General features: G+C 71.4%; 28 protein-coding genes and 1 tRNA gene. 15 read left to right on the top strand and 14 right to left on the bottom strand.

Annotated elements, in window-relative coordinates; all coding sequences use genetic code 11:
* Nucleotides 1-3: 3 nt before the first annotated feature.
* The 4 genes from VB738_RS04140 to VB738_RS04125 all read right to left on the bottom strand — a co-directional run bounded on the left by VB738_RS04140 (nucleotide 4) and on the right by VB738_RS04125 (nucleotide 3,180).
* Entirely contained in the window at nucleotides 4-387 is a 384-nt protein-coding gene (locus VB738_RS04140; RefSeq protein WP_323304550.1) for an STAS domain-containing protein, read from the bottom strand.
* Nucleotides 388-455: 68 nt separating this feature from the next.
* Nucleotides 456-1,652 (bottom strand): glutamine-hydrolyzing carbamoyl-phosphate synthase small subunit, encoded by a 1,197-nt coding sequence (carA, locus tag VB738_RS04135; protein WP_323304549.1) that lies wholly within the window; start codon nucleotides 1,650-1,652, stop codon nucleotides 456-458.
* A complete protein-coding gene (trpD, locus tag VB738_RS04130) occupies nucleotides 1,649-2,689 on the bottom strand; it encodes an anthranilate phosphoribosyltransferase (RefSeq protein ID WP_323304548.1) in 1,041 nt (346 codons plus the stop codon). The genes carA and trpD overlap by 4 nt, the downstream gene beginning before the upstream one ends.
* A 182-nt stretch (nucleotides 2,690-2,871) precedes the next feature.
* Nucleotides 2,872-3,180, bottom strand: a complete 309-nt coding sequence (locus VB738_RS04125; RefSeq protein WP_323304547.1) for a DUF3288 family protein — start codon at nucleotides 3,178-3,180, stop codon at nucleotides 2,872-2,874.
* Nucleotides 3,181-3,248: 68 nt separating this feature from the next.
* Between VB738_RS04125 and VB738_RS04120 the strand changes: the two genes are divergently transcribed.
* From VB738_RS04120 to VB738_RS04090, 7 genes are all read left to right on the top strand, one after another.
* Nucleotides 3,249-4,997, top strand: coding sequence for an ABC transporter ATP-binding protein (locus tag VB738_RS04120; RefSeq protein WP_323304546.1), 1,749 nt, complete (start codon nucleotides 3,249-3,251; stop codon nucleotides 4,995-4,997).
* 123 nt (nucleotides 4,998-5,120) lie between these two features.
* Entirely contained in the window at nucleotides 5,121-5,402 is a 282-nt protein-coding gene (locus VB738_RS04115) for a hypothetical protein (protein ID WP_323304545.1), read from the top strand.
* A 25-nt stretch (nucleotides 5,403-5,427) separates the two neighbouring features.
* Complete coding sequence (msrA, locus tag VB738_RS04110; protein WP_323304544.1) at nucleotides 5,428-6,144, top strand: peptide-methionine (S)-S-oxide reductase MsrA; 717 nt, start codon at nucleotides 5,428-5,430, stop codon at nucleotides 6,142-6,144.
* A gap of 11 nt (nucleotides 6,145-6,155) precedes the next feature.
* Nucleotides 6,156-6,464, top strand: coding sequence for a hypothetical protein (locus VB738_RS04105; RefSeq protein ID WP_323304543.1), 309 nt, complete (start codon nucleotides 6,156-6,158; stop codon nucleotides 6,462-6,464).
* Nucleotides 6,461-6,637, top strand: coding sequence for a hypothetical protein (locus VB738_RS04100; RefSeq protein ID WP_323304542.1), 177 nt, complete (start codon nucleotides 6,461-6,463; stop codon nucleotides 6,635-6,637). The genes VB738_RS04105 and VB738_RS04100 overlap by 4 nt, the downstream gene beginning before the upstream one ends.
* Entirely contained in the window at nucleotides 6,634-6,990 is a 357-nt protein-coding gene (locus VB738_RS04095) for a hypothetical protein (protein WP_323304541.1), read from the top strand. Before VB738_RS04100 ends, VB738_RS04095 begins: the two co-directional genes overlap by 4 nt.
* Nucleotides 6,991-7,004: 14 nt before the next feature.
* Nucleotides 7,005-7,078 (top strand) — tRNA-Pro (locus tag VB738_RS04090).
* 119 nt (nucleotides 7,079-7,197) lie between these two features.
* On the opposite strand, the gene VB738_RS04085 is transcribed toward VB738_RS04090, so the two are convergent.
* Entirely contained in the window at nucleotides 7,198-7,452 is a 255-nt protein-coding gene (locus VB738_RS04085) for a hypothetical protein (protein WP_323304540.1), read from the bottom strand.
* 122 nt (nucleotides 7,453-7,574) lie between these two features.
* Nucleotides 7,575-8,513 carry a 3'-5' exonuclease gene (locus tag VB738_RS04080; RefSeq protein ID WP_416233148.1) on the bottom strand — a complete coding sequence of 313 codons (939 nt, stop codon included), beginning with the start codon at nucleotides 8,511-8,513 and terminating at the stop codon, nucleotides 7,575-7,577.
* Nucleotides 8,514-8,647: 134 nt separating this feature from the next.
* Between VB738_RS04080 and VB738_RS04075 the strand changes: the two genes are divergently transcribed.
* Nucleotides 8,648-9,112 (top strand): peroxiredoxin, encoded by a 465-nt coding sequence (locus VB738_RS04075; RefSeq protein WP_323304538.1) that lies wholly within the window; start codon nucleotides 8,648-8,650, stop codon nucleotides 9,110-9,112.
* A 34-nt stretch (nucleotides 9,113-9,146) separates the two neighbouring features.
* Nucleotides 9,147-9,863: a DUF1350 family protein gene (locus VB738_RS04070; protein WP_323304537.1), complete on the top strand. Its 717-nt coding sequence runs from the start codon at nucleotides 9,147-9,149 to the stop codon at nucleotides 9,861-9,863.
* A 24-nt stretch (nucleotides 9,864-9,887) separates the two neighbouring features.
* Here VB738_RS04070 and acs read toward each other — a convergent pair whose 3' ends face one another.
* Nucleotides 9,888-11,861, bottom strand: a complete 1,974-nt coding sequence (acs, locus tag VB738_RS04065) for an acetate--CoA ligase (RefSeq protein WP_323304536.1) — start codon at nucleotides 11,859-11,861, stop codon at nucleotides 9,888-9,890.
* Between the two features lie 80 nt (nucleotides 11,862-11,941).
* Between acs and VB738_RS04060 the strand changes: the two genes are divergently transcribed.
* The 3 genes from VB738_RS04060 to VB738_RS04050 all read left to right on the top strand — a co-directional run bounded on the left by VB738_RS04060 (nucleotide 11,942) and on the right by VB738_RS04050 (nucleotide 13,495).
* Complete coding sequence (locus VB738_RS04060; RefSeq protein ID WP_323304535.1) at nucleotides 11,942-12,394, top strand: TspO/MBR family protein; 453 nt, start codon at nucleotides 11,942-11,944, stop codon at nucleotides 12,392-12,394.
* 115 nt (nucleotides 12,395-12,509) lie between these two features.
* Nucleotides 12,510-12,821: a hypothetical protein gene (locus VB738_RS04055; RefSeq protein WP_323304534.1), complete on the top strand. Its 312-nt coding sequence runs from the start codon at nucleotides 12,510-12,512 to the stop codon at nucleotides 12,819-12,821.
* A gap of 14 nt (nucleotides 12,822-12,835) precedes the next feature.
* Nucleotides 12,836-13,495 (top strand): HAD family phosphatase, encoded by a 660-nt coding sequence (locus VB738_RS04050; RefSeq protein ID WP_323304533.1) that lies wholly within the window; start codon nucleotides 12,836-12,838, stop codon nucleotides 13,493-13,495.
* A gap of 7 nt (nucleotides 13,496-13,502) precedes the next feature.
* Here the strand turns inward: VB738_RS04050 and sds are convergent, their stop codons facing one another.
* The 5 genes from sds to VB738_RS04025 form a co-directional block, all read right to left on the bottom strand.
* Complete coding sequence (gene sds / locus VB738_RS04045; RefSeq protein ID WP_323304532.1) at nucleotides 13,503-14,474, bottom strand: solanesyl diphosphate synthase; 972 nt, start codon at nucleotides 14,472-14,474, stop codon at nucleotides 13,503-13,505.
* Nucleotides 14,475-14,511: 37 nt separating this feature from the next.
* On the bottom strand, nucleotides 14,512-15,336 hold the full coding sequence (murI, locus tag VB738_RS04040) for a glutamate racemase (protein ID WP_323304531.1): 825 nt from the start codon (nucleotides 15,334-15,336) through the stop codon (nucleotides 14,512-14,514).
* Entirely contained in the window at nucleotides 15,333-16,433 is a 1,101-nt protein-coding gene (locus VB738_RS04035; RefSeq protein ID WP_323304530.1) for an N-acetylmuramoyl-L-alanine amidase, read from the bottom strand. Before VB738_RS04035 ends, murI begins: the two co-directional genes overlap by 4 nt.
* 6 nt (nucleotides 16,434-16,439) lie before the next feature.
* Nucleotides 16,440-17,258, bottom strand: a complete 819-nt coding sequence (locus VB738_RS04030) for a carbon-nitrogen hydrolase family protein (protein WP_323304529.1) — start codon at nucleotides 17,256-17,258, stop codon at nucleotides 16,440-16,442.
* A gap of 61 nt (nucleotides 17,259-17,319) precedes the next feature.
* Nucleotides 17,320-18,075 (bottom strand): 2-phosphosulfolactate phosphatase family protein, encoded by a 756-nt coding sequence (locus VB738_RS04025; RefSeq protein WP_323304528.1) that lies wholly within the window; start codon nucleotides 18,073-18,075, stop codon nucleotides 17,320-17,322.
* Between the two features lie 126 nt (nucleotides 18,076-18,201).
* Between VB738_RS04025 and VB738_RS04020 the strand changes: the two genes are divergently transcribed.
* Together VB738_RS04020 and VB738_RS04015 are read left to right on the top strand one after the other, a co-directional pair.
* A complete protein-coding gene (locus tag VB738_RS04020) occupies nucleotides 18,202-19,716 on the top strand; it encodes a UbiD family decarboxylase (RefSeq protein ID WP_323304897.1) in 1,515 nt (504 codons plus the stop codon).
* Nucleotides 19,716-20,162, top strand: a complete 447-nt coding sequence (locus VB738_RS04015; RefSeq protein WP_323304527.1) for an Rrf2 family transcriptional regulator — start codon at nucleotides 19,716-19,718, stop codon at nucleotides 20,160-20,162. The genes VB738_RS04020 and VB738_RS04015 overlap by 1 nt, the downstream gene beginning before the upstream one ends.
* Here the strand turns inward: VB738_RS04015 and ubiG are convergent.
* The gene (gene ubiG / locus VB738_RS04010; protein WP_323304526.1) at nucleotides 20,131-20,916 is read right to left on the bottom strand and encodes a bifunctional 2-polyprenyl-6-hydroxyphenol methylase/3-demethylubiquinol 3-O-methyltransferase UbiG; all 786 of its coding nucleotides are present in this window, start codon (nucleotides 20,914-20,916) and stop codon (nucleotides 20,131-20,133) included. The genes VB738_RS04015 and ubiG overlap by 32 nt on opposite strands.
* Here ubiG and VB738_RS04005 point away from each other — a divergent pair.
* Entirely contained in the window at nucleotides 20,891-21,634 is a 744-nt protein-coding gene (locus VB738_RS04005; protein ID WP_323304525.1) for a TIGR04283 family arsenosugar biosynthesis glycosyltransferase, read from the top strand. The two genes, ubiG and VB738_RS04005, sit on opposite strands and share 26 nt — an antisense overlap.
* Nucleotides 21,635-21,665: 31 nt before the next feature.
* Here the strand turns inward: VB738_RS04005 and VB738_RS04000 are convergent, their stop codons facing one another.
* The gene (locus tag VB738_RS04000; RefSeq protein ID WP_323304524.1) at nucleotides 21,666-22,352 is read right to left on the bottom strand and encodes a DUF547 domain-containing protein; all 687 of its coding nucleotides are present in this window, start codon (nucleotides 22,350-22,352) and stop codon (nucleotides 21,666-21,668) included.
* Between the last annotated feature and the right edge of the window lie 87 nt (nucleotides 22,353-22,439).

Genomic DNA, 22,439 nt, shown 5'->3' with positions numbered 1-22,439 from the left:
CCCTCAGGCGGGGGCGAGGCTGCCAAGGGCGGACTCCAGGTCGGGTTGCAGGTGCAGGAAGGCCTCCAGGCGCACCAGCTTGACCGTCTGGACGACCCGGGCGTTGCCGACCACGACGAACTGGCGGGAGCTGTCGTTGAACAGCTTGGCCAGCTGCACCAGGGCACCGAGTCCGGAGGAGTCGATGAAATCGATCCGGCTGAGGTCGATGACCACCGGGAGGGTCTCTCCCTTGTGGCGGTCGGTGATGAATTCGGTGAACTGCTTGTCCGAATAGGCGTCCAGCTGCCCCGTGAAACTGAACAGCAGGCACTCATCCCGCCGTTCGCTGCCCCCTCTCAGGGAGACGGTCAGTCGCTGCAGGTCGGTGATGGCCCCAGTCCTCAAGGTGTGGAACGCGCCGAACTGTAGAGACCCCTCTCCCGAATGCGGGAACCGCAACGAAACGTGCCGATTCAGCGACGTTCCGCCATCAGCGCCACGAAGCGGGCGAAGTGGTGGTCGGCGTCGTGGGGTCCGGGGCTGGCCTCCGGGTGGTACTGGATGCCGAAGACGGGCTGGTGGCGCAGGGCCAGGGCGGCCACGGTGCGGTCGTTGAGGTTGAGGTGGGTGATCCGCACCCGCTCGGCCGGCAGGGAGGCCGCATCGAGGGCGAAGCCGTGGTTCTGGCTGGTGATCTCCACCGAGCCGGGGGAGCCGCAGGGGTGGTTGAGGCCACGATGGCCGTACCCCAGCTTGAAGCTGCGGCCCCCCAGGGCCAGACCGAGGATCTGGTGGCCCAGGCAGATGCCGAAGACCGGCAGCTGCGACTGCTGCAGCAGATCCCTGGCCAGGGCGATCCCCTCGGCCACGGCGGCCGGATCACCGGGGCCGTTGGAGAGGAACACCCCCTCCGGCTCCAGGGCCAGCACCTGCTCCAGGGTGGCCGCCGCCGGAAGGACGGTGACCGAACAGCCATGGGCCACCAGGCGCTCGAGGATGGCGCGCTTGATGCCGAAATCGATCGCCACCACCCGGTAGGGACGGTCGGGACGGGGCTGGAGCCGGGTGTCGAACGCGGCCGCACAACTGCGGTCCCAGGTGTAGGGCTCCCGGGTGCTGACCTTGGCCGCCAGGTTGAGGCCGTCCATCGACGGGGCGGCCCGCACCCGCTCCAGCAGTGCGGCGGGGTCGGTGCCGTCGCTGGCGATGGCGCCGTTGAGGGCGCCGCCCTCCCGCAGGTGGCGCACCAGGGCCCGGGTGTCGACGCCGCGGATCCCCACCACCCCCTGGCGGACCAGCCAGTGGTCGAGGGTCTCCTCGCTGCGCCAGTTGCTGGGTCGGGGGGAGAGCTGGCGCAGGATGCAGCCGCGGGCGTGGGCGTGGTCGGCCTCCAGGTCCTCGCCGTTGACGCCGGTGTTGCCGAGCTCGGGATAGGTGAAGGTGATCAGCTGGCCGGCGTAGCTCGGGTCGGTGAGCACCTCCTGGTAGCCGGTCATGCCCGTGTTGAACACCACTTCACCGCAGACGCTGCCGCGAGCGCCGCAGGCCAGCCCCCGCAGAACGGTGCCATCGGCGAGAACGAGCACGGCCGGCGTGGCGTCGTCGGGACTGGGGATCTCGGGGGCCGCCTGTGGGGTGTCCAGGGGGGCGTCGGCAGGAATCCCGATCATCCTTCAGACCCCGCCAGGGCGCCGCGCAGGGCCTCCAGCCTGGCCCAAGCGCTGCCGTCGACCAGGGCCTGGCGGGCCCGCTCCAGGCCGGCGGCGATGGACGGCTCCAGCCCGGCGGCCCACAGCACCAGGGCGGCGTTGAGGGCCACCACATCGGCCTGGGCCCGGGTGCCGCCGCCCTGCAGGACCGCCTCCAGGATCGCCCGGTTGGCCGCCACATCCCCACCCCTGAGGGCCTCCAGATCCGCCGGGGCCAGCCCCAGCGCCGCCGGGTCGAGCCAGTCGCGGCGGACCTCGCCGTCCTCCAGCAGCCGCAGCTCGCTGGGACCCGAGAGGGTGGCCTCATCGAGGCCGCCATGGCCGTGGACGACGACGGCCCGCCGCTGGCCGAGCCGGCGCAGGGCCTCGGCCATCGGATCAAGCAGGTCGGGCCGGGCCACCCCGAGCACCTGGGCCTCGGGGGTGAGGGGATTGACCAGGGGTCCCAGCAGGTTGAAGACGGTGCGCACGCCGAGGGTGCGGCGCAGGGGGGCCATGCCCACCAGGGCGGGGTGCCAGCCCGGGGCGAACAGGAAGGTGACGCCGGTGCGCGGCAGGGCCTCCACCACCGTGGCCAGGGGCGCCGCCAGGTCGAGGCCCAGGGCCTCGAGCACGTCGGCCGAGCCGACCCGGCCGCTGGCGCTGCGGTTGCCGTGCTTGGCCACATGGGCGCCGCAGGCGGCGGCCGTGAAGGCCACGGCGGTGGAGATGTTGAAGCTGTCGGCGCCGGCCCCGCCCGTGCCGCAGGTGTCGATCAGCTCCAGGGCCGGCCGCTCGCCCGGCAGGGGGCAGGCCTGCCGCAGGACAGCGGCCATTGCCGCCAGTTCCTCGCCGCTGGTGCCCTTGGCCCGCAGGGCGGCCAGCAGGCCACCGGTGAGCACCGGGTCGATGCCGCCGTCCAGCCAGCCCCGCATCAGGGCCTCGGCCTGCTCGGCCTCAAGATCCCGGCCGTTGAGGAGCTGCTCCAGCAGCCGGGGCCAGGTGGGGGAGGCGGGCATGACCGAACGCTGAAGCACCAGCGGCAACTTACGGGAGTCCGGCCATGGGGCGGAACAGGAGACAGGAGCGCAAGAAAAAGCCCGGGTGCAGAGCACGCCGGGCCGGGTGATGGGGACGCCCCCACTATCGCCCGAAGTGGGCCGTTCTGACCAACGCGGCGCGATCGTCCGGCCGACGCCCCTCAGCCGGCGTCGTCGGAGGCGGTGTCGAAGCCCGAGCCCACCGCTTCGGCCACCGGTGCGGCACCGGGCCGGAAGCCGGCTGCCCAGATGGCCCGGGTGCGGGCATGGAGTGCGGCAGCGTCCAGACCCCAGAGGCGCAGGATCCGCTCGAGATCGTCGCGGATGTCGGCGGCGCCTGGGAAGCCCGCGTAGCGCATCTGCAGCCTTGCCGCATCCACCAGGTGGCCGTCCTCGGGCCGCTCCACCGCCAGCAGCCGGTCGACTGTTTCCCGGTCGATGGCATGGAGGGGATGGTTCTGGTCGTCCATGGCCCGGGCGGCCCGGGGGCCAGGGGAGCAGTGCCTAGGTTAGGGACCCCCTTGCCCCGCCTTCCTGCATGGCTGCCCTGCGGCTGGATCTGATCGGGCGGTACCTCCGGCCCCACAGACGCACGGTGCTGGTGGGGGCCGCCGCCCTGGTGGTGGTGAACCTGCTGGGGGTGGCGATTCCGCTGGTGGTGCGGCAGTCGATCAACGAGCTCAAGCCCGGTTTCGTGCTGGCGGACGTGCTCGGCGTGGCCGGCCTGATCGTCGTGATGGCCACCGTGATGGGGGCCACCCGTCTCTATTCCCGGATGCTGGTGTTCGGGGTGGGCCGCCAGGTGGAGGCCAGCCTCAAGGAGCGGATCTTCGACCACGTGCTCACCCAGGATCCCGGCTGGGTGCAGACCACCGGCAGCGGCGAGGTGATCAGCCGGGCCACCAGCGATGTGGAGAACATCCGGCGGCTGCTGGGCTTCGCCCTGCTGAGCCTCACCAACACGGTGCTGGCCTATGCCCTCACCCTGCCGGCGATGCTGGCGATCGATCCGCTGCTGAGCCTGGCGGCCGTCTCGCTCTACCCCGGCATGCTGATGGTGGTGCGCCTGTTCGGCGGCCGCATGATGAAGCAGCAGCGCCGCCAGCAGGAGGTGCTGGCCAACCTCAGCGACCTGGTCCAGGAGGACCTCAGCGGCATCGGCGCCATCAAGATCTACGGCCAGGAGGCCACCGAGGAGAAGGCCTTCGCCGACCTCAACAAGGTGTACCTGGACGCCCAGCTCTCCCTGGCGCGCACCCGCAGCACCCTGTTTCCGATGCTGGAAGGGATCGCCTCCCTCAGTCTGCTGCTGCTGCTGGCCCTGGGCAGTGGCCAGCTGGAGAGCGGGCGGCTGAGCATCGGCGATCTGGTGGCGCTGATCCTCTTTGTGGAGCGCCTGGTCTTCCCGACGGCCCTGCTGGGATTCACCCTCAACACTTTCCAGACCGGCCAGGTGAGCCTGGAGCGGGTGGAGTCCCTGCTCAGCCATCCCCCCGCCATCGTCTCCCCCACCAATCCCCTGCCCCCCGCCCGGCCGGCCCTCGGGGCCGTCGTGGCCCGGGGCCTCACGGTCCGCTACCCGGGGGCGGGGCAACCCTCCCTGCAGGACCTCAGCTTCGCGATCCACCCCGGGGAGCTGGTGGCGGTGGTCGGTCCGGTGGGCTGCGGCAAGACCACCCTGGCCCGGGCCCTGGGGCGGATGGTGGAGGTGCCGCCCGACCAGCTGTTCCTCGACGGGGTCGACGTGACGCGGCTGCGGCTGGCCGACCTGCGCCGCCAGGTGGCCCTGGTGCCCCAGGAGGGCTACCTGTTCACCGCCAGCCTGGCCGACAACCTGCGCTACGGCGACCCGGAAGCCGGCATGGAGCGGGTCGAGGAGGCCGCTCGCCAGGCCCGCCTGGAGGGGGACATCAAGGGCTTCCCCGACGGCTACCGCACCCTGGTGGGGGAGCGGGGGATCACCCTCAGCGGCGGCCAGCGCCAGCGCACCGCCCTGGGGCGGGCTCTGCTGGTGGACGCCCCGCTGCTGGTGCTCGACGACGCCCTGGCGAGCGTCGACAACACCACCGCCGCTGGCATCCTGCGCTCGGTGCGTGAGGAACAGCGGCGCACCGTGGTGATGATCAGCCACCAGCTCTCGGCGGCGGCGGCCTGCGACCGCATCCTGGTACTGGAGGCGGGGCACCTCGTCCAGGAGGGCCACCACAACGACCTGCTGCAGCAGGAGGGCACCTACCGCCGGCTCTGGGACCGGGAGGAGGCCGACCGTCAGCTCCAGGCCGCCTGAGTCTTCGACACGTGCTGGCCGCCTCAGGGGTTTCAAACAGTTGTTGAGCAGCCCGCCTCCGGGGCGCCGGCTGGGCTTACCTGGAAGGGCCGTGGTTACCCCAACGCCTGCCACGCCGTCCCCATGGCCCCCACCCCGTCGTTCCTCAGCCAGCAGCCCTACAACATCCGCTGCACCCTGACCTTCGGTGACATCTACGGTCAGGTGCTGGTCTGGATGGCGGTGATCTTCGTGAGCCTGGCGGCGGGTCTGGCCCTGATGGGGGCGAGCCGGCCCCTGTTCGCCCTGGTCGGGGTGGGGCTGATTCTGGTGCTGTCGCTGCCCTTCCTGCTGTTCGCCTTCATCACCACCCTGCTGAACCACATCGCCCTGGTGCCGCAGCAGGACCAGCAGGGCCCTGCCTAGGCTGATTTCCCTGACACGCAACCCCTTGTTCGGCCTCTTCAGCAGCCCTGCGAGCGACACCAGCCCAGCCGGCGGCGGCAGCCTGCATGCGGTTCTCGGCACCCCCCTGACGGCCCCGCCGGCGGCAGGCCAGGCGGAGGCCCAGTTCGGCTGCGGCTGCTTCTGGGGGGCGGAGAAGGGCTTCTGGAGGCTTCCCGGGGTGATCAGCACCGCCGTGGGATACGCCGGCGGCCAGCTCGCCTCCCCCACCTACGAGCAGGTGTGCAGCGGCCGCAGCGGCCACGCCGAGGTGGTGAGGGTGGTCTGGGACACCGCCCGGGTCTCCTTCGCCGACCTGCTCAAGCTGTTCTGGGAATGCCACGACCCCACCCAGGGCAACCGCCAGGGCAACGACCGGGGCAGCCAGTACCGCTCGGCCATCTACGTCGACGACCCGGACCTGCTCGCCCTTGCCGAAGCCAGCCGCGACACCTATCAGGCCGCCCTCGACGCCGCCGGCCGGAGCAGGATCACCACGGAGATCGCCAGCGGCCAGCACTTCCACGTCGCCGAGCCGTACCACCAGCAGTACCTGGCCAAGCCCGGCAGCCGACCGTATTGCTCGGCCCAGCCCACGGGCATTGTTCTGGGCGACTTCCCCGGCGCCACCTACCTCCTTCCCGCACGCGTGTGGGAAAGCTATGACTGGGCCATCCCCCATTGCGTCCTTCGCGGCGACAATGCGCCGATCGCCCTCGTCTGACCGCCCCCGCCATGGCCGCCCCCCCGCTGCTCGCGCTCGGACTCCTGCCGCTGTTGGCCATGCAGTCCCCCTGGTGGGAGAACTACGACATCCGCGAGAAGTTCCTCTGCGGTGATCGCTTCTCGGTGGTGCTGGAGCGCAACGCCTCCCAGGCCTCCCTGATCGCCGGCCGCACTCGCGCCACCCTGTTCCGGGAAGCCTCCGATGCACCGGGCCTGCGCTATCAGAACGAGTCCCTGCGGGTGATCCTGCGGGGCGATGAACTCACCCTCGAGCAGCTCCCCATCAAACGGGTCTGCGTGCGCAGCGAACAGGTATGAAACCCCTCTCCGATCGGGTCGTGATCGTGGCCCTGATCGCCGCGGTGGGCATCTGTTTCGCCCTGGCCTTCTGGACCGTGCGCCTGCACCCCTCCGGGGAGCCTCCTTTGCAATGGCGCCAGGGGCCCAGCGCGCTGGCGCCGGGCGCCCCGGAGCCAGCGTTCCTCCTGTGAGAGACCCCGCCGAGCAGCAGGACCACCCGAAGCGCCAGCTGCATCCCCTGCCCAGGGGGCTGGTGGAGCTCTACGGCCTGCTGGCGGTGCTGTTCGTCCTGGTGCCCGAGTGGATGGCCAGTGGCGCATTGAAGGGCTTCCCGGAGGGACGCGAGGGCTCCGAGCTGCCCCTGCCGTCGATGGCCTGGCAGCGGCTGCCGGAACTGCAGCTGGCCACGATGGGACTGGCGGAACTGCGGCTGATGGCCCGTCGCGAGCACGTCTGGGGCTACACCTCCATGGGTCGCCAGCGACTCACGAACCGCCTGGTGCGACGCCTCTCCAGGCGGCGCGGGACCCCAAGGACGCTGTGATAGCTTCATTCCGCCGGGGCGTAGCGCAGCTTGGTAGCGCACCACTTTGGGGTAGTGGGGGTCGTGGGTTCAAATCCCGCCGCTCCGATTCATCCGGTCCGCCGAATGTTCGCCTTCTGTGGGCATCGGTGGTTTTCCTTCCCGTCAGCTGATCCCGTCAGCTGATTTTTTTTGCCCATGTCCTGGCCTGCCCGGGCCTCGCCCGCCTCAGCGCAGCCGGGTGAGGACGTTGAAGCGGACCAGCCAGAGGTTGACCCGCCGCCGCAGCCTGGGGGGCACTTCCTGCACGAGCTGGAACAGTTCCTGGGAGGCCAGCCGACGCAGGGCCCGCACATCGACCCGCCAGAGGGCTTCCGCCTCCCGGATCAGCCGGGCCCAGGTGCGGGCCGTCTGCCAGCGGCGCACACACTGCTGGGCGGGGTCAACGCCATCCACGGAGCCGATCGGCGGCCGGGTGACCATGACTCCGACGCCGAAGAACACCCCAAGGGTGGGGAGGCTGGGCTGAAGCGCCCAGGATCCCCGGTTCTGCTTCAAGCATCGAAACAAAAACGGAAGATTGCCGGCCGAGCACCCACCAGCCCTCAGGCGCTGTGGGCCAGTCCATCGGCGGGGATCGGATCCGCCACTAGCTGGACGGGGAAGGGCAGACCCTCCGCCTCACGCCGGCTAAGACGGCGGCTCCAGGCGCGCGGCACGGCCTCGTTCCAGCGGAAACCAGCTTCCCTGGCCCGGTGACGTTCGGCGTAGGGCAGTTCCGCCCGGTAGAGGCTGCGGGGCTCCAGGGCGCCCAGCAGCAGTGCCTCCAGATCGTCGCAGCGCTCGAACACCTGGGCCAGGTAGATGCAGTCGGTAAGGGCGCGGTGGGCGGCCCAGACCGGAACCCCGTAGGCCAGGGCCAGATCGCGAACCGAGGGGGAACTGCGCAGCTGGCGTTCGGCCGGCCAGCGGATGTCCTCCATCGAGCAGATCCAGGGGCGGTCGAGGGACGGCAGGGGCCCCAGGCCGAACCACTGGCGATCGAAGGCGGCGTTGTGGGCCACCAGTGCGTCACAGGCGGCCGCCATGGCCAGGAAACAGGCCAGGGCCTCCTGCCGGGGCTGCTCCAGCCGGGTCACGGCGGCGGGAATGCCGTTGATGGCCTCAGCCGCGTTGGCCGGGCAGGGCAGCAGGAAGGACACCTGGGTGAGCACGGCCCTGTGGGGCACGTGGAACAGGATCGCCCCCACCTCGATGCACTGCCCCTGGAGGGTGGAGAGGCCCGTGGTCTCCGTGTCGAGGATCAGCAGGCTCTCCGGCCCACGGGGGAGGGTCCGCTGGGGACGCCCGGCGCAGGCAGGAAGCGAGATGGGCACCGGGCGCGGCGGTTCGATGGGGGTCTGGGGGGCCTGGGGAGCCGATGGGACTGGCGGCGACGCAGGGGCCTGTGCCGGGGTTGCCTCAGGCGCGGTGGCAGCCGCAGGCTCCGGGGCGGCCAGGCCCAGCAGGTCGTTCTGCAGCCAGAGACCGGGTTGCTCCTGCATCGGCGTCATGCGCTTGCTGGTCCATGGTCGCAAGCCGGGCAAGGTCCCAGCACCCCCGTCCCCCGACCCCGTGCCCATCCCCGCCGGTGCCGGCTTCCTAGGGTTGGTGGATTCTGCCCCCCGTCCCCCGCTCCGTGGCCCCAGCCCTCGCCCCCGGCGACACCGCCCCCCTGATCGCCCTCCCCGACCAGGACGGCACCGAACGCCGCAGCGACCGGCTGGAGGGCAAGGCCCTGGTGCTGTTCTTCTATCCGAAGGACGAGACCCCCGGCTGCACCATGGAGGCCTGCGCCTTCCGCGACAGCTACGCCGACCTGCAGGCGCTCAGAGCCGAGGTGTGGGGCGTCAGCGGCGACGATGCCGCCAGCCACCGACGCTTCGCCAACCGCCACCGGCTGCCCTTCCCGCTGTTGGTGGATGGGGGCAACCGGCTGCGCAAGGCCTTTGGTGTTCCCAGCGTGCTGGGGTTGCTGCCCGGCCGGGTCACCTACGTCATCGACGGGACGGGGGTGATCCGCCACGTGTTCAACAACCTGCTGGACGGACCGGCCCACCGGCGCGAAGCCCTCGACGCCCTGCGCGGTCTCCAGGCCTCCTGAGACCGCTCGCGATCCAGAACGGGAGAACCGGACGATGACGGCGTGGCGACAGCAGGGAGAGCTCTGGCGGCTGGAGCCGCCGGGCCGGCCCCGCGGGCTGATCGAGTTCATCGGTGGCAGCTACCTGGCCGCCACCCCCCAGCTCAGCTACCGGCGCTGTCTCGAGGCCCTGGCGACCCGGGGCTGGCGCATCCACGCCTGGAGCTACGTGCCGGGATTCGACCACCAGGCCCAGGCCAACGCCGCCTGGCGCCTGTTCCGCCAGCAGCGGGGTGAGGCCGCCTTCCCCCTGATCAGGCTGGGCCACAGCCTCGGCTGCAAGCTGCACCTGCTCGCCCCTGACGGTGGCCGTCGCTGCGATGGCCTGGTGGCCCTCAGCTTCAACAACTTCTCGGCCGAGCGCTCGATCCCCTTCCTGGCGGAGCTGGGCCAGCAGTTCCGCTTCCGCAGCGAGTTCAGCCCCTCCCCCGAGGACACCCTGCGGCAGATCGGCAGCAGCTACAGCCAGCCCCGCAACCTGGTGGTGCGCTTCAGCCGCGACACGATCGACCAGAGCGGCCGGCTGATCGGCGTGCTGCAGGCCAGGGCCGGCGATGCCTCCACCCTGCTGGAGCTGCCGGGGGACCACCTCACCCCGGCCAGCGGCGGCCTGCGCAAGCAGTTTCTGGGGGAGTGGGCCGATGATCCGGCCCGCCAGCGGTCCATGGAGCGGCTGGCCGAGCAGATCAGCGCCTGGTCCGGGACGGCCTGAGGCCCCCCCGCCAGGCCAGCGCCCTCACACCCTGAGGGCATCGAGCACCGAACGGTCCTCCAGGGTGGAGGTGTCGCCGCTGACGTCCTCCCCCGCCGCCAGGGAGCGCAGGATCCGGCGCATGATCTTGCCGCTGCGGGTCTTGGGCAGGGCATCGGTGAAGCGGATCACATCCGGCCGGGCGATCGGGCCGATCTCCAGGCCCACGTGGCGGCGCAGCTCGGCCTCCAGGGCCGCATCGCCCTCAACACCCACATCGAGGGTGACGAAGGCGACGATCCCCTCCCCCTTGAGCTCGTCGGGCCGGCCCACCACGGCCGCCTCCGCCACCGACGGGTGGCTCACCAGGGCCGATTCGATCTCCATCGTTCCCAGCCGGTGGCCGGAGACGTTGATCACGTCATCGACCCGGCCCATCACCCAGAAGTAGCCGTCCGCGTCGCGGCGGGCGCCATCGCCGGCGAAGTAGAGCCAGCTGCCGTCGGCAGGACGGATGTGCTCCCAGTAGCTGCGGCGGAAACGCTCCGGGTCGCCGTGGACGGTGCGCATCATCCCGGGCCAGGGGCGCCGCACCGCCAGGTAGCCCCCCTGCCCCGTCGGCACGCTGTTGCCCTCCAGATCCACCACATCAGCGGCGATGCCTGGCAGGGGCAGGGTGGCCGATCCCGGCTTGGTGGGGGTGGCCCCGGGCAGGGGGCTGATCATCACCCCACCGGTCTCGGTCTGCCACCAGGTGTCCACCACGGGGCAGCGGTCGCCGCCGATCACATCCCGATACCACATCCAGGCCTCCGGATTGATGGGTTCCCCCACGGTGCCCAGGATCCGCAGGCTGCCCATGTCGTACCGGTCGGGCACCGCCCGGCCGCTCTTCATGAAGGCCCGGATGGCGGTGGGGGCGGTGTAGAAGATCGTCACCCGGTGCTTCTCGATCACCTCCCAGAAGGCCCCGGGCTTGGAGGGGCGCGGCGCCCCCTCGTACATCAGCGTGGTGGCGCCGTTGGAGAGGGGCCCGTAGACGATGTAGCTGTGGCCGGTGATCCAGCCGACATCGGCGGTGCACCAGTGGATGTCGTCCTCACGGATGTCGAAGATCCACTGGAAGGTGAGGTGGGCCCAGAGGTTGTAGCCGGCGGTGGTGTGCACCACCCCCTTGGGCTTGCCAGTGGAGCCGGAGGTGTAGAGGACGAACAGCCGGTCCTCGCTGGCCATGGGCTCGGCCGGGCAGTCGGCGCTCTGGCCGTCCACCAGCTCGTGCCACCAGACGTCACGCCCGGCCTCGAAGCCGGTGGCCTCGCCGGTGCGCCGCACCACCAGCACGTGCTCGACGCTGGGGCAGCCCTCCGCCAGGGCCTGGTCCACGGCGGGCTTGAGCGCCACCGCCTTGTCCTTGCGGAAGCCGCCGTCGGCGGTGATCACCAACTTGGCCTGCCCGTCGATCAGGCGATCGCGCAGGGCCTCGGCCGAGAAGCCGCCGAACACCACCGAGTGGGGGGCGCCGATGCGGGCGCAGGCCAGCATGGCGATGGCCGCCTCCGGCACCATGGGCATGTAGAGGGCCACCAGGTCGCCCTTGCCGACGCCGAGGGCCTTGAGGGCGTTGGCGGCGCGGCAGACCTCCACATGCAGCTCGCGGTAGGTGAAGGAGCGGCCGTCGCCGGGCTCCCCCTCCCAGATCAGGGCCGTCTTGTCGGCCCGGGGGCCGTCCAGATGGCGATCGAGGCAGTTGAACGAGAGGTTGGTGGTGCCCCCCTCGAACCAGCGGGCGAAGGGGGGATCGCTCCAGTCGAGCACCGTGTCGAAGGGCGCGAACCAGTGCAGCTCCGAGCGGGCCGCCTCGCCCCAGAAGCCGTCCGGATCGGCCTCGGCGCGCGCCGCCAGGGCCTGGTAGGCCGCCATCGAACCGATGCGGGCCTCGGCGGCCAGCTGGGGCGGCGGGGCGAACTGCCGCTCTTCCTGGAGCACCGACTCGATGGTGGGCGAGGAGTCCTGGGTCATGGCGAGGCCTGCCGGGCAGGCTGGGGCATGGTGCATTCAACCGCAGCCGGGCCACGCTGGAGGACTCCGCCCCCCCTCCCATGCCCGCCTGGCTGACGATCCTGCTGGTGATGGGGCTGGTGATCGCCGTGCTCACCCCAAGCCGCCAGCAGTTCGCCTGGTTCCTGCGGCTGCGGCGCCCCCGCTGGCTCACCTTCGAGCGCTGGATCCCACTGATCTGGTCGCTGATCTACCTCTGCTTCTACGCCTCGGCCCTGCTCCGCTGGCGGGCCGGGGGGGCGGCGGCGCCGCTGGCCATGGGGGCCTATCTGGTGCTGCTCGTCCTGGTGCAGAGCTACACGCTGCTGATCTGCCGCACCCGCCGGCTGGCCTGGGGAACCGCGGCGGGCCTGGCCGGGTGGATCTGGGGTCTGGGACTGGCCCTGGCGACGCTGGCCGTTGCTCCCGTCTCCGCTCTGCTGCTGGTCCCGTTCCTGCTCTGGAGCCCGATCGGCACGTTTGTCACCTGGCGGATGCAGCGGTTGAACCGCTGAAAGCGGAGCGATCCCGAGCGCCCGGCCGGCCGATCAGGGCTGCTCATCGCTGCTTGGCAAGATCGGCCGGCGGCGTTAGCCAGGGGACGACCCCACGGGACTGGAGCGGAAGGCCATGGAGGAGAAGCCGATCACGCCCCATGCCGGCCCGACGCTCGATGCCGACGGCAACCTCACCTACGTCGGGGACGATGGTCGTCGCTACGTGGTCGGTCTGCCGCCGGACATCGATGAGGACAACGTCGAGAAGGTGATGACCCTGCTGCGGGGCGGTACGGCCCTGTTCCAGCAGATTGAGCGGCTCTGCCAGCGCTGGATCAGCGAGGTGAGCGGTGCCGAACTGGATGAGCGAGCCGCCCTGGTGCTGCTGCTCACCACCCTGGAAACCGCCCTGGAGGATCGCTACCCCGAGAACGATCTGTCCTGATGCAGGCTGGTGGGATGCCTCAGCGACCCGCCGCCTGCCTGTTCGATCTCGACGGTCTGCTGCTGGACACCGAGCCCGCCCATGCCCGGGCCTGGCAGGCGGCGTCCAGCTCCTTCGGCCGGCCCCTCGATGACGCCGAGCTCTTCAGCCTGCGCGGCCGCCGGCGCCGCGACTGCGCCAGCCGGGTGCGGCAGTGGATCGCCGCCGCAGGGGGGCCCCAGCTGAGCGAGGAGGAACTGCTGGCGGTGCGCCAGCCCATCGCCGAGGCCCTGCTGGCCACCGCCCCTGCCATGCCCGGTGCCGAGGCCCTGGTGCGGCGCTGCCGGGCCCTGGGGATCCCGATGGCGCTGGCCACCAGCAGTGCCCGCCCGGCGGTGGCGATCAAGGTGGCCCCCCACCCCTGGATGGCCCTGATCAACGAACGGGTCCATGGCGACGATCCGGAGCTGGGAGACGGCAAGCCCGCCCCGGATGCTTTCCTGCTGGCGGCCCGGCGCCTCGGGGTGGCACCGAACGCCTGCTGGGCGTTCGAGGATTCCAGCGCCGGGGTGACCGCCGCGCTGGGCGCGGGCTGCCGGGTGCACGTGCTCCTACCGCCGGGGGTGAACTGCCGGACCTATCCCCAGGGGGTGGTCTGTCTCAACTCGCTGGAGGAGGTCCGGCTGGATCCGTAGATCCCGATCAGTAGAGGCGGCTGAGGACGAATTCCGGCAGGGCCCGCAGGGCGCTGCGGGGCTCGGAGGGGGGCAGCCACTCGATCGCCTCATGGGCCTCGCGGGCGAAGCCCTCCGCCAGGGCCCGGGAACGGCCGATGGCCTCGCAGCCCCGCACCATCGCCAGGGCCTGGTCGAGGTCGCCGGCCTCACAGAATTCGCGCTCGATGAGTCCCGCCAGGGCGGGCCGCTCCTCGAGGGCATAGAGCACCGGGGCGGTGAGGTAGCCGGAGGCCAGGTCGCTGGCGGCAGGCTTGCCGAGCTGCTGGTCGCTGGCGGTGAAATCGAGGATGTCGTCGACCACCTGGAAGGCCAGGCCGAGCTGGCGCCCGAAGCGATAGAGGGCGTCGAGGCGCGGTTCGCTGAGGCCGGTGAGCACCCCGGCGGCCCGGGCGCTGTTGGCGATCAGGGAGGCGGTCTTGCAGTAGCTCTTCTCGAGGTAGGTCTCGAAGCTCTGGCCGGTGTCGTAGCGGAACAGGCCCTGGCGCACCTCGCCGTCGGCGAGATCCATGATCACGCGCGAGAGCAGCTTGACGACATCGAGGTCATCGAGGTTGGCGAGGTGCCAGCTGGCCTGGGCGAAGAGGAAATCGCCGGCGAGCACCGCCACGCGGTGGTTGAACCGGCTGTGCACCGTGGCCACACCCCGACGGGTGGCGGCCTCATCGACGACGTCGTCGTGGACCAGGGAGGCGGTGTGGATCATCTCGGTGATCTCCGCCAGCCTCCGGTGGCGGGAACTGAGACCGCCATCGGGAGCGATGGCCCGTGACAGCAGCAGCACGATGCCAGGCCGCAGCCGCTTGCCACCGGCCGCGAACAGGTGCTCGGCGGCGGCCTGCAGAATCGGATGGCCGGCGCCGATCAGGCTGCGCAGGTCGGCCAGCAGGGCATCGAGGTCGGACTCCACCGGCTGGAGCAACTCTGCAACCGTCGCCACGTCACCTCCACGATGAAGGGATCCTAGGGGCCGTGCCTCAGTAGGCGCGGGTGGGCGACTGCAGGCTGACGCTGCGCACCGCCGGCCGGCTGCCCAGCCAGGCGGCGGCCGCGCTGGCGAAGGCGTCAGCGGGGCCGGTGACACAGAAGCGGGTGCGCTGCAGGGGCGGCCGCACCGACTCCCCCGCCTGGTCCACCTCGGGGGAATCCCCCAGGCTGGTCAGCAGGGGCCCGAGGCGCTGGGCGGCCGCCAGGGCCGGGTCCACCAGCTGCACATCGGGGGGGAGCAGCTCGGCCAGCAGGGCCCGCAGCAGCGGGTAGTGAGTGCAGCCCAGCACGATCGTGTCCACGTTCGCCGCCAACAGCGGGGCCAGATAGTCGGCGGCGGCGACCCGCAGCTCGGGGACCTGCAGGTTGCCGGCCTCGATCAGGGGCACGAAGGCGGGGCAGCCCACCTCCAGCACCCGGGCCGAGGGGCGACAGGCCTGGATCGAGCGCCGGTAGGCGCCGCTGGCGGCGGTGGCCGGGGTGGCCAGCACCCCGACGTGATCGCTGGTCAGTTCGCTGGCCAGGCTGTCGATCAGCCCCACCACCGGAACGCCCGCCTCCGCCACCGCCACGTCGAGGGCCAGGGCATTGGAGGTGTTGCAGGCCATCACCAGCACCCCCACGCCCTGGAGCCGCAGCCAGTGCACCACCTCCGAGGCGATCGCGCGGATCTCCTCCTTCGAGCGCTGGCCGTAGGGAACCCGGGCCGTGTCGCCCAGGTAGAGGCAGGGGGAGTGGGGGTAGAGGGCATGGACCTGGCGCAGCACCGTGAGGCCCCCGAGGCCACTGTCGAACAGACCCACCAGGAGGCTCAAGAGGCCCCCTGGAGAAAGTCGAGGATGCCGGCGCTGATCGCCACCGCCAGACGGCGGCGGAAATTGGGGTCGGCCAGCCGCGGGGCGTCGATGCGGCCGGTGACGAAGCCCATCTCCGCCAGGGCCGCCGGCATCACGGTGCGGCGGATCACGAAGAACCGCCCCGGCCGGGCCCCGCGATCGGGCGTCCCCGGCGAGACCGCCATGATCCGGGACTGGATCGCCTGGGCCAGCCGTTGGGAGCTGCCCGACTGGAAGTAGAACGTCTCCACCCCGTTCACATCGGGGCGGGCCATGCTGAGGGCGTTGGCATGGATGCTGACGAAGGCGTTGGCGTTGCTGCTGTTGGCCAGCGACACCCGCGGCGGCAGGTCAACGTCCACCTCCGAGGTGCGGGTCATCAGCACCTGCACCCCCCGGGCCTGGAGCAACTGGGCCACCTGCAGGCTCACGTCGAGCACCACGTCGGTCTCCCGCAGGCCGCCGATCCCCACGGCCCCCGGATCGGGGCCGCCGTGGCCGGGGTCGATCACCACCCGGAAGCGGCCCCGGGGCACCACCGGCAGCCCGTCAGCGGAGATGGGCCGGCCGGAGGTGGCCCGGCCGCTGCTGCCGAAGCCGGAGGGGCGGGAGGCGCTCCAGCTGGACGTGGGCGCGTCCATGTCGCCCTCACCGACATTGCGGGTGAAGCCACTCAGGGGCAGGCCGGTGAGGGAGAGGCGCCAGCGGTCACGGGCCGTGCCCACCAGACGCAGCTGGCGAGGATCAAGCCGGGTACCGGGCCTGAATTCCAGCACCAGCCGGGTGGTGCCGGGGTCGGGCCGGCCGATGCGCACCTCCCGCACCAGGCCGCCGACAGGGACCGAGCGGCTGCGCTGGGGGGCTCCCGGCAGATCCACCCACACCCGCGGCCCGGTGACGCCGGAGCCCTCCTCGTAAAACGCCTGCAGCCGCACCCCCGGGGAGGTGCGCAGCTCCAGCACCCCCTCCCGGCTCAGGCGCCAGGCCGACAGGGCGCTCGCCGCCCTGGCGGGAAGGGTCCCGAGCACCAGGGGCAGGGTCAGCAACCAGGCGAATCGCGCCGCACGCACTCCCATCACCCCTCAGAACAACGCCGGATGGCGGTGCTGGAGGCTCGGCATCTGGGCACGGACCCTGGCCTCGTGGGCCATGTCGACCGGGGCCATCGCCAGGCCCGGCTCCACGCCGGCATCCGCCATCACGGTGCCCCAGGGGTCGATCACCAGGGCATGGCCGTGGGTCTGGCGGCGGCCGTAGTGGAGGCCCGTCTGGGCGGGGGCGAGCACATAGGCGGTGTTCTCGATGGCCCGGGCCTGGAGCAGCACCTGCCAGTGGTCCTTGCCGGTGTAGGCGGTGAAGGCCGCCGGGATCATCAGCAGCTGGGCCCCGGAACCGGCCAGCTGGCGATAGAGCTCGGGGAAGCGCACGTCGTAACAGATCGACAGGCCGACCCTGCACAGGCCCGGCACGTCGACCACCGGCGGGGGCTCATGGCCGGGCTGCACCGTGGCCGACTCCCGGTAGGTGATGCCGTCCGGCAGGTCCACATCGAAGAGGTGGATCTTGTCGTAGCGGGCCAGGAGCTGGCCCTCCCGGCCCACCAGCTCGGCGCGGTTGAAGGTCTGGCCCTCGCCGGCCGGCACCGGGAAGCCGCCCCCCAGCAGGGTGACCTGGTAACGGCGCGCCATCGTGACCAGGAAGCGGCTGCAGCGCTCGGCCAGCAGCGGGGCCAGCTCCAGCCGTCGGGCGTCATCGCCCATGAAGGCGAAGTTCTCGGGCAGACCGACCAGGTCGGCGCCGCGGCGGGCCGCCAGCTCGATCAGCTCCTCGGCTGCCGCGAAATTAGCGTCCGGGTCCGGCGTGCTGGTGAGTTGCAGCGCCGCTGCCAGAAAACTGCTCACCGCCGGACCGCTCCAAGACCGGCGAATCGTAAGGGAGCCGCCAAGGGGGGCAAGGAGCGCCTCAACTGGCCCTCAGCACCCCGGGTTCGGCCTGGATCGGCACGATCTCGAGGCTGTCGACGGCGGCGCAGCAGGCGAAGTCGGCGTCGTGGTCGCCCAGCCCGATCAGGCGCTGGCCGTGGCTGGCGCTCCGGAGGCAGGTCTCGGTGTCATGGCGCCACTGCTGCCAGAGGGCGAGGGCCGCCAGCATCTCGTCGTTGGCGCAGCGCACCCCCATGTGGGGCGCCACCGCCTGCTCAATGGCCGCCGAGGCCACCGCCCCCGCCGCCAGGCTGTCCTCGAGGGAGTAGTCCCCCTCCCAGCCACTGCCCACGATCCAGACCCGCAGGGCCTGGCGCTCGATCAGCCGCCGGGCCACGGCGGTGCGGTTGGGCAGGCAGGCGGTGAGCAGCAGGGGCACGTCCCGGACCCGGTCGAGGGAACGGGTGCCATTGGTGGTGCTGAGGAAGATGCGCTTGCTCTCCACCCGCTCCCGGGTCACCGCCAGGGGGGAGTTGCCCAGGTCGTAGCCCTCCACGCGCTTGCCGCCCCGTTCACCGGCCCGCAGCCGCCGGGCGGCTGGCCAGCCGGCGGCGGCGGTTTCGAGGCTGCCCAGGTCGGCGAAGGCCTGGATCGCCTCGGCCCCGTTCTCCAGGGCCCAGGCGATCGTGGTGGTGGCCCGCAGCACGTCAATGACCACGGCGGCGTCGGGGCCGTCTTCGTCCGGGGGCAGCAGGGCAGGAACGGCTTCGGAAGTGTGGAAATAGGAGAGCAGCACGGAACGCGATCGTCACGGGGGTGCGTCACAGTAGGCAGCAGCTCGACGGCGCAGGACGACGTGGCGGGGGTGGTGGCAGACGGGATCGGCAAAGCCCTGGGGCGGCAGCGCAACCTGCGCGATTTCATGGGCCTGCTGGAGCGGCGCGGCCAGTTGCGGCGCATCACGGCGCCGGTGGATCCGGACCTCGAGCTGGCGGCGATCGCCGACCGGGTGCTGGCCATGGGTGGGCCGGCCCTGCTGTTCGAGAACGTCATCGGCTCCCCCATGCCGGTGGCGGTGAACCTGATGGGCACCGTGGAACGGGTGCTCTGGAGCATGGGCATGGAGCGGCCTGAGGAGCTCGAGGCCCTCGGGGAGAAGCTGGCCCTGCTGCAGCAGCCCCGGCCCCCGAAGGGTCTCAAGGAGGTGATGAAGTTCGGCGGGGTGTTCTGGGACCTGGTGCGGGCCCGGCCCGACCTCGACCTCACCCCCCCGTGCCACCAGCAGGTGCTGCGGGACGACCAGGTGAACCTGGAGCGCCTGCCCCTGCTGCGCCCCTGGCCGGGGGATGCGGGCGGGGTGATCACCCTCGGCCTGGTGATCACCAAGGACCCGGAAACCGGGGTCCCGAACGTCGGTGTCTACCGGCTGCAGCGCCAGTCGATCAACACCGCCACCGTCCACTGGCTGAGCGTGCGGGGCGGGGCCCGGCACCTGCGCAAGGCGGCGGCGCTGGGCCGCAAGCTGGAGGTGGCAGTGGCCATCGGCGTCCATCCCCTGCTGGTGATGGCGGCGGCGACGCCGATTCCGGTGCAGCTGAGCGAATGGCTGTTCGCCGGCCTCTACGCCGGCGAGGGGGTGCGGCTGGCCCGCTGCAAGACCCTCGATCTGGAGGTGCCCTCCCACAGCGAGGTGGTGCTGGAGGGCACGATCACGCCCGGGGAGGTGCTCCCGGACGGCCCCTGCGGCGACCACATGGGCTTCTACGGCGGCGAGGAGGACTCGCCCCTGGTGCGCTTCCACTGCGTCACCCAGCGCCGTGACCCCATCTTCCTGACCACCTTCAGCGGCCGTCCGCCGAAGGAGGAGGCGATGCTGGCGATCGCCTTGAACCGCATCTACACGCCGATCCTGCGGCAGCAGATCCCGGAGATCGTCGACTTCTTCCTGCCCATGGAGGGCCTCAGCTACAAGCTGGCGGTGATCGCCATCGACAAGGCCTACCCGGGCCAGGCGAAGCGGGCGGCCATGGCCTTCTGGAGCGCCCTGCCCCAGTTCACCTACACCAAGTTCGTGGTGGTGGTCGACAAGTCGATCGCGATCCGCGACCCGCGCCAGGTGATCTGGGCCATCAGCGCCCAGGTCGATCCCCAGCGGGACCTGTTCGTGCTGGAGGACACCCCGTTCGACTCGCTTGATTTCGCCAGTGAGCGCCTGGGGCTCGGCGGCCGGCTCGCCATCGACGCCACCACCAAGATCGGCCCGGAGAAACGGCACGACTGGGGCCAGGCCCTCGGCCGGGATGCCGCCCTGGAGGCCCGGGTGGATGCCCGCTGGAGCGAACTGGGCCTGGACGATCTGGGCCGCGGCGAGCCCGATCCCGCCCTCTTCGGCTACACCCTGGAACACGTGCTGGAGCGCCTCGCGGCCGGCCGCTGATGCTGCGCCGCAGCGGCATCTACGCCCTCAAGGCCCTGCTGGAACTGGCCCTCGATCCGCCGCGCTGGCAGTCGGTGTCCGCCCTGGCCGAAGCCCAGGACCTGCCCGGCCCGATGCTGGAGCAGCTGATGCTCAAGCTGCGCCGGGCCGCCCTGGTGGAGGCCCGGCGGGGCCGGCAGGGGGGCTACCGGCTGCGGCGCCCGCCCGCCGAGGTGCCCCTGGCGGCGATCCTGGCGGCGGTGGACGCCCCGCCCGGCAGCCTGCTCGCCATGGGAGGTGCCGAGGAGGACCCTCGGCCCAGCGACCGGGTGACCCGGGTGCTGAACCGCCGCCTGCTGCAGGCCCTGGAGCGGGAACTGGACCAGCTCACCCTGGAGGACCTGCTGTTCGACCTGCGCAGTGCCCGGGCCGCCTTCAGCGCATCAGGGGGCCTGCTGCTGGGCTGAGGCGGGCCGTTCCGATGAACATCACGGCCAGGTCGTCGTCGAAGCGGACCTGGAACCCGCCGCAGCGGCGGTAGTGGAGCAGCCGGCCGAGGGTGCGCACCGGGCCACGGCCGAACAGGTCCATGCCGCGCATGGTGATGGCGCCGAAACCGCTGGCCTCCAGCCAGCGCCGCAGCTCCGCCGGGGGCACGAACCGCCGCCAGTCATGGACGCCAGCGGGGATCAGCCGCAGCAGCGTCTCCAGCAGCCAGATCATGGTCAGCCGGGAGCGGAAGGTGCGGTTGATGGTGTCGAAGCAGAGCGTTCCTCCGGGGGCGAGCACCCGGGCGATCTCGGCGATCACGGCGTCGGGCTGATCGACATGCTCCAGCACATCGACGCAGACCACCACATCGAAGCTGCCGGCGGCGAAGGGAAGTTCCTCCGCCCTGCCGACGTGATAATCGATCGACAGACCCGAGGCGTTCGCATGGCTCCGGGCTGCAGCGATGCAGGGGGCGGAGCGGTCGATGCCGGTGAGCTGGGCACCACGACGGGCCAGGAATTCGCAGGTGTAGCCACCGCCGCAACCCACATCCAGAACCCGCAGATTCCGCCAGTCGGAAACGAACTGATCAAAGAAGAGAAAGCGAAGCGGATTGAGCTGGCTGAGGGGAAAGATCGTCGCCGACTCCTCCCACCAGCAGGCCGCCTGCTGATCGTAGAATGCAAGATTGTTGCGCAGCAAGGTGACGGCAAGGTCGGTCTCGATCATTATCCCGACCCTCAACGAAGCCAGCCATCTTGGGCGCACCCTTCAGCAGCTGGAGATCCTCGATCCTGCGGCCGCCGAAGTGATCGTCGTGGATGGCGGCAGCACCGATGCCACCCTGGCCAGGGCCCACGTGCACGGCTGCCGGGTGATCCGTTCGCCAGGGCCGGGGCGGGCGCTGCAGATGAACCGGGGGGCGGCGGCAGCCCGCGGCGACATTCTCTGCTTCCTCCATGCCGACACCCTGGTGCCCTCGGATCTGGTGCAGCTGGTGGGTGCCACCCTGGCCGACCCGGCCATCAGCGCTGGCGGCTTCCTGGCCCTGATGCGGGGCGCCGACCGCACCCGCTGGGGGGTGAGTCTGCACAACGCCCTCAAGACCCACTACGCGGCCCTGCTGTTCCGCCCCCACCGCTACCTGATGAACGGCTTCCGGGTGCTCTTCGGCGACCAGGCCATGTTCTGCCGCCGCAGCGACTTCGTGCGCTGCGGCGGTTTCGATGAGCGCCTGCCGATCATGGAGGACGCCGATCTCTGCGAACGGCTGGGCCGGCTGGGCCGCATCCGGCAGCTCAACCGGGTGGTGGAGACCTCCGACCGACGGGTGGCGCGGTGGGGCTCCTGGAGGGCCACCGGCATCTACCTGGCGATCGGTCTGCTCTGGGGCCTGGGGGTGCCGGCGGCGCGGTTGACGCGCTTCTACGGCGAGATCCGGGATTGATGCCCGGCGTCCAACACCGCGCCACTGACACTCAGCCGTTGAGGGCCCAGTCGTAGGGAAGCCAGGCGATGCGCACGTCGGCCGGCAGATCCAGGTCCGGCCGGTGGCGGCCCACGTAGGCGGCGATCGTTGGGGCCGCCGCCAGGAAGTCCCGGCGGTACCACTGGAGGATCCGGCTGCAGTGCAGGGTGCGGCGGACCGGATCGAAGCGCAGCTTCAGGGGGTTCCGCAGGAACCGGCTCGCGTCCTCCTCCAGCTGCGCCGCGATCCGCTCGGGGTGGTAGGCCTCCGGCCGCAGCAGCGGGCAGCCCCTGGCGGCGCAGACCAGGGCGAAATGGAAGCGGGGGTCAGCGAACCGGGGCCGCAGCAGGCCGTGCTCGATCCGGTCGAGGCTGAGGGGCTGGCCCTGCAGGCTGATCACCGGCCGGGAGAAGAAGGCCAGGAACGCTGGCCAGTTGGGCACCCCGGCGATGCTGGGACGGATCGAGGCCAGCGGGAAGCGTGCCAGGACCTGCCGGATCACCAGGGCGTTGTAGAGGTTGATCCAGAGGGCGAACGCCTCGGGCCCAGTGCCGGGATCCGGATCGAAGGGGCGCTGCGCCGCCAGCCAGCCCTCCAGCTCCTCCGCGCCATGCCCCTGCCAGGCGGCGTAGTCCACCCGGCCCTCCCCATCGACATGGCGGCGCAGCAGGCCATCCCAGACGGCGACATCAACCATGGGGCGACCCGTTCGGGCCCCATCGTTCCACGGCCTTCCCCCGGGGGCTGGTGATCCGTACCCGAACGGCCCGGGAGGGGATTCCTA

It is taken from the genome of Cyanobium gracile UHCC 0139 (assembly GCF_034931325.1).
GTDB classification, from domain to species: domain Bacteria; phylum Cyanobacteriota; class Cyanobacteriia; order PCC-6307; family Cyanobiaceae; genus Cyanobium; species Cyanobium gracile_B.
The sequence above is the reverse complement of the archived record's forward strand: the minus strand, read 5'-3'. Positions and strand labels throughout refer to the sequence as shown.

Excerpts from the sequence above, each read along its gene's own strand:
- VB738_RS04120 (WP_323304546.1), top strand. The coding sequence starts at position 3,249 with ATGGCTGCCCTGCGGCTGGATCTGATCGGGCGGTACCTCCGGCCCCAC.
- VB738_RS04015 (WP_323304527.1), top strand. The coding sequence starts at position 19,716 with ATGCTGCGCCGCAGCGGCATCTACGCCCTCAAGGCCCTGCTGGAACTG.
- VB738_RS04000 (WP_323304524.1), bottom strand. The coding sequence starts at position 22,352 with ATGGTTGATGTCGCCGTCTGGGATGGCCTGCTGCGCCGCCATGTCGAT.
- carA (WP_323304549.1), bottom strand. The coding sequence starts at position 1,652 with ATGATCGGGATTCCTGCCGACGCCCCCCTGGACACCCCACAGGCGGCC.
- VB738_RS04105 (WP_323304543.1), top strand. The coding sequence starts at position 6,156 with ATGGCCGCCCCCCCGCTGCTCGCGCTCGGACTCCTGCCGCTGTTGGCC.
- VB738_RS04070 (WP_323304537.1), top strand. The coding sequence starts at position 9,147 with ATGACGGCGTGGCGACAGCAGGGAGAGCTCTGGCGGCTGGAGCCGCCG.
- VB738_RS04125 (WP_323304547.1), bottom strand. The coding sequence starts at position 3,180 with ATGGACGACCAGAACCATCCCCTCCATGCCATCGACCGGGAAACAGTC.
- VB738_RS04020 (WP_323304897.1), top strand. The coding sequence starts at position 18,202 with ATGGGCCTGCTGGAGCGGCGCGGCCAGTTGCGGCGCATCACGGCGCCG.
- VB738_RS04100 (WP_323304542.1), top strand. The coding sequence starts at position 6,461 with ATGAAACCCCTCTCCGATCGGGTCGTGATCGTGGCCCTGATCGCCGCG.
- VB738_RS04115 (WP_323304545.1), top strand. The coding sequence starts at position 5,121 with ATGGCCCCCACCCCGTCGTTCCTCAGCCAGCAGCCCTACAACATCCGC.
- VB738_RS04050 (WP_323304533.1), top strand. The coding sequence starts at position 12,836 with ATGCCTCAGCGACCCGCCGCCTGCCTGTTCGATCTCGACGGTCTGCTG.
- ubiG (WP_323304526.1), bottom strand. The coding sequence starts at position 20,916 with ATGATCGAGACCGACCTTGCCGTCACCTTGCTGCGCAACAATCTTGCA.
- VB738_RS04055 (WP_323304534.1), top strand. The coding sequence starts at position 12,510 with ATGGAGGAGAAGCCGATCACGCCCCATGCCGGCCCGACGCTCGATGCC.
- trpD (WP_323304548.1), bottom strand. The coding sequence starts at position 2,689 with ATGCCCGCCTCCCCCACCTGGCCCCGGCTGCTGGAGCAGCTCCTCAAC.
- acs (WP_323304536.1), bottom strand. The coding sequence starts at position 11,861 with ATGACCCAGGACTCCTCGCCCACCATCGAGTCGGTGCTCCAGGAAGAG.
- VB738_RS04080 (WP_416233148.1), bottom strand. The coding sequence starts at position 8,513 with ATGCAGGAGCAACCCGGTCTCTGGCTGCAGAACGACCTGCTGGGCCTG.
- VB738_RS04035 (WP_323304530.1), bottom strand. The coding sequence starts at position 16,433 with ATGGGAGTGCGTGCGGCGCGATTCGCCTGGTTGCTGACCCTGCCCCTG.
- VB738_RS04085 (WP_323304540.1), bottom strand. The coding sequence starts at position 7,452 with ATGGTCACCCGGCCGCCGATCGGCTCCGTGGATGGCGTTGACCCCGCC.
- VB738_RS04060 (WP_323304535.1), top strand. The coding sequence starts at position 11,942 with ATGCCCGCCTGGCTGACGATCCTGCTGGTGATGGGGCTGGTGATCGCC.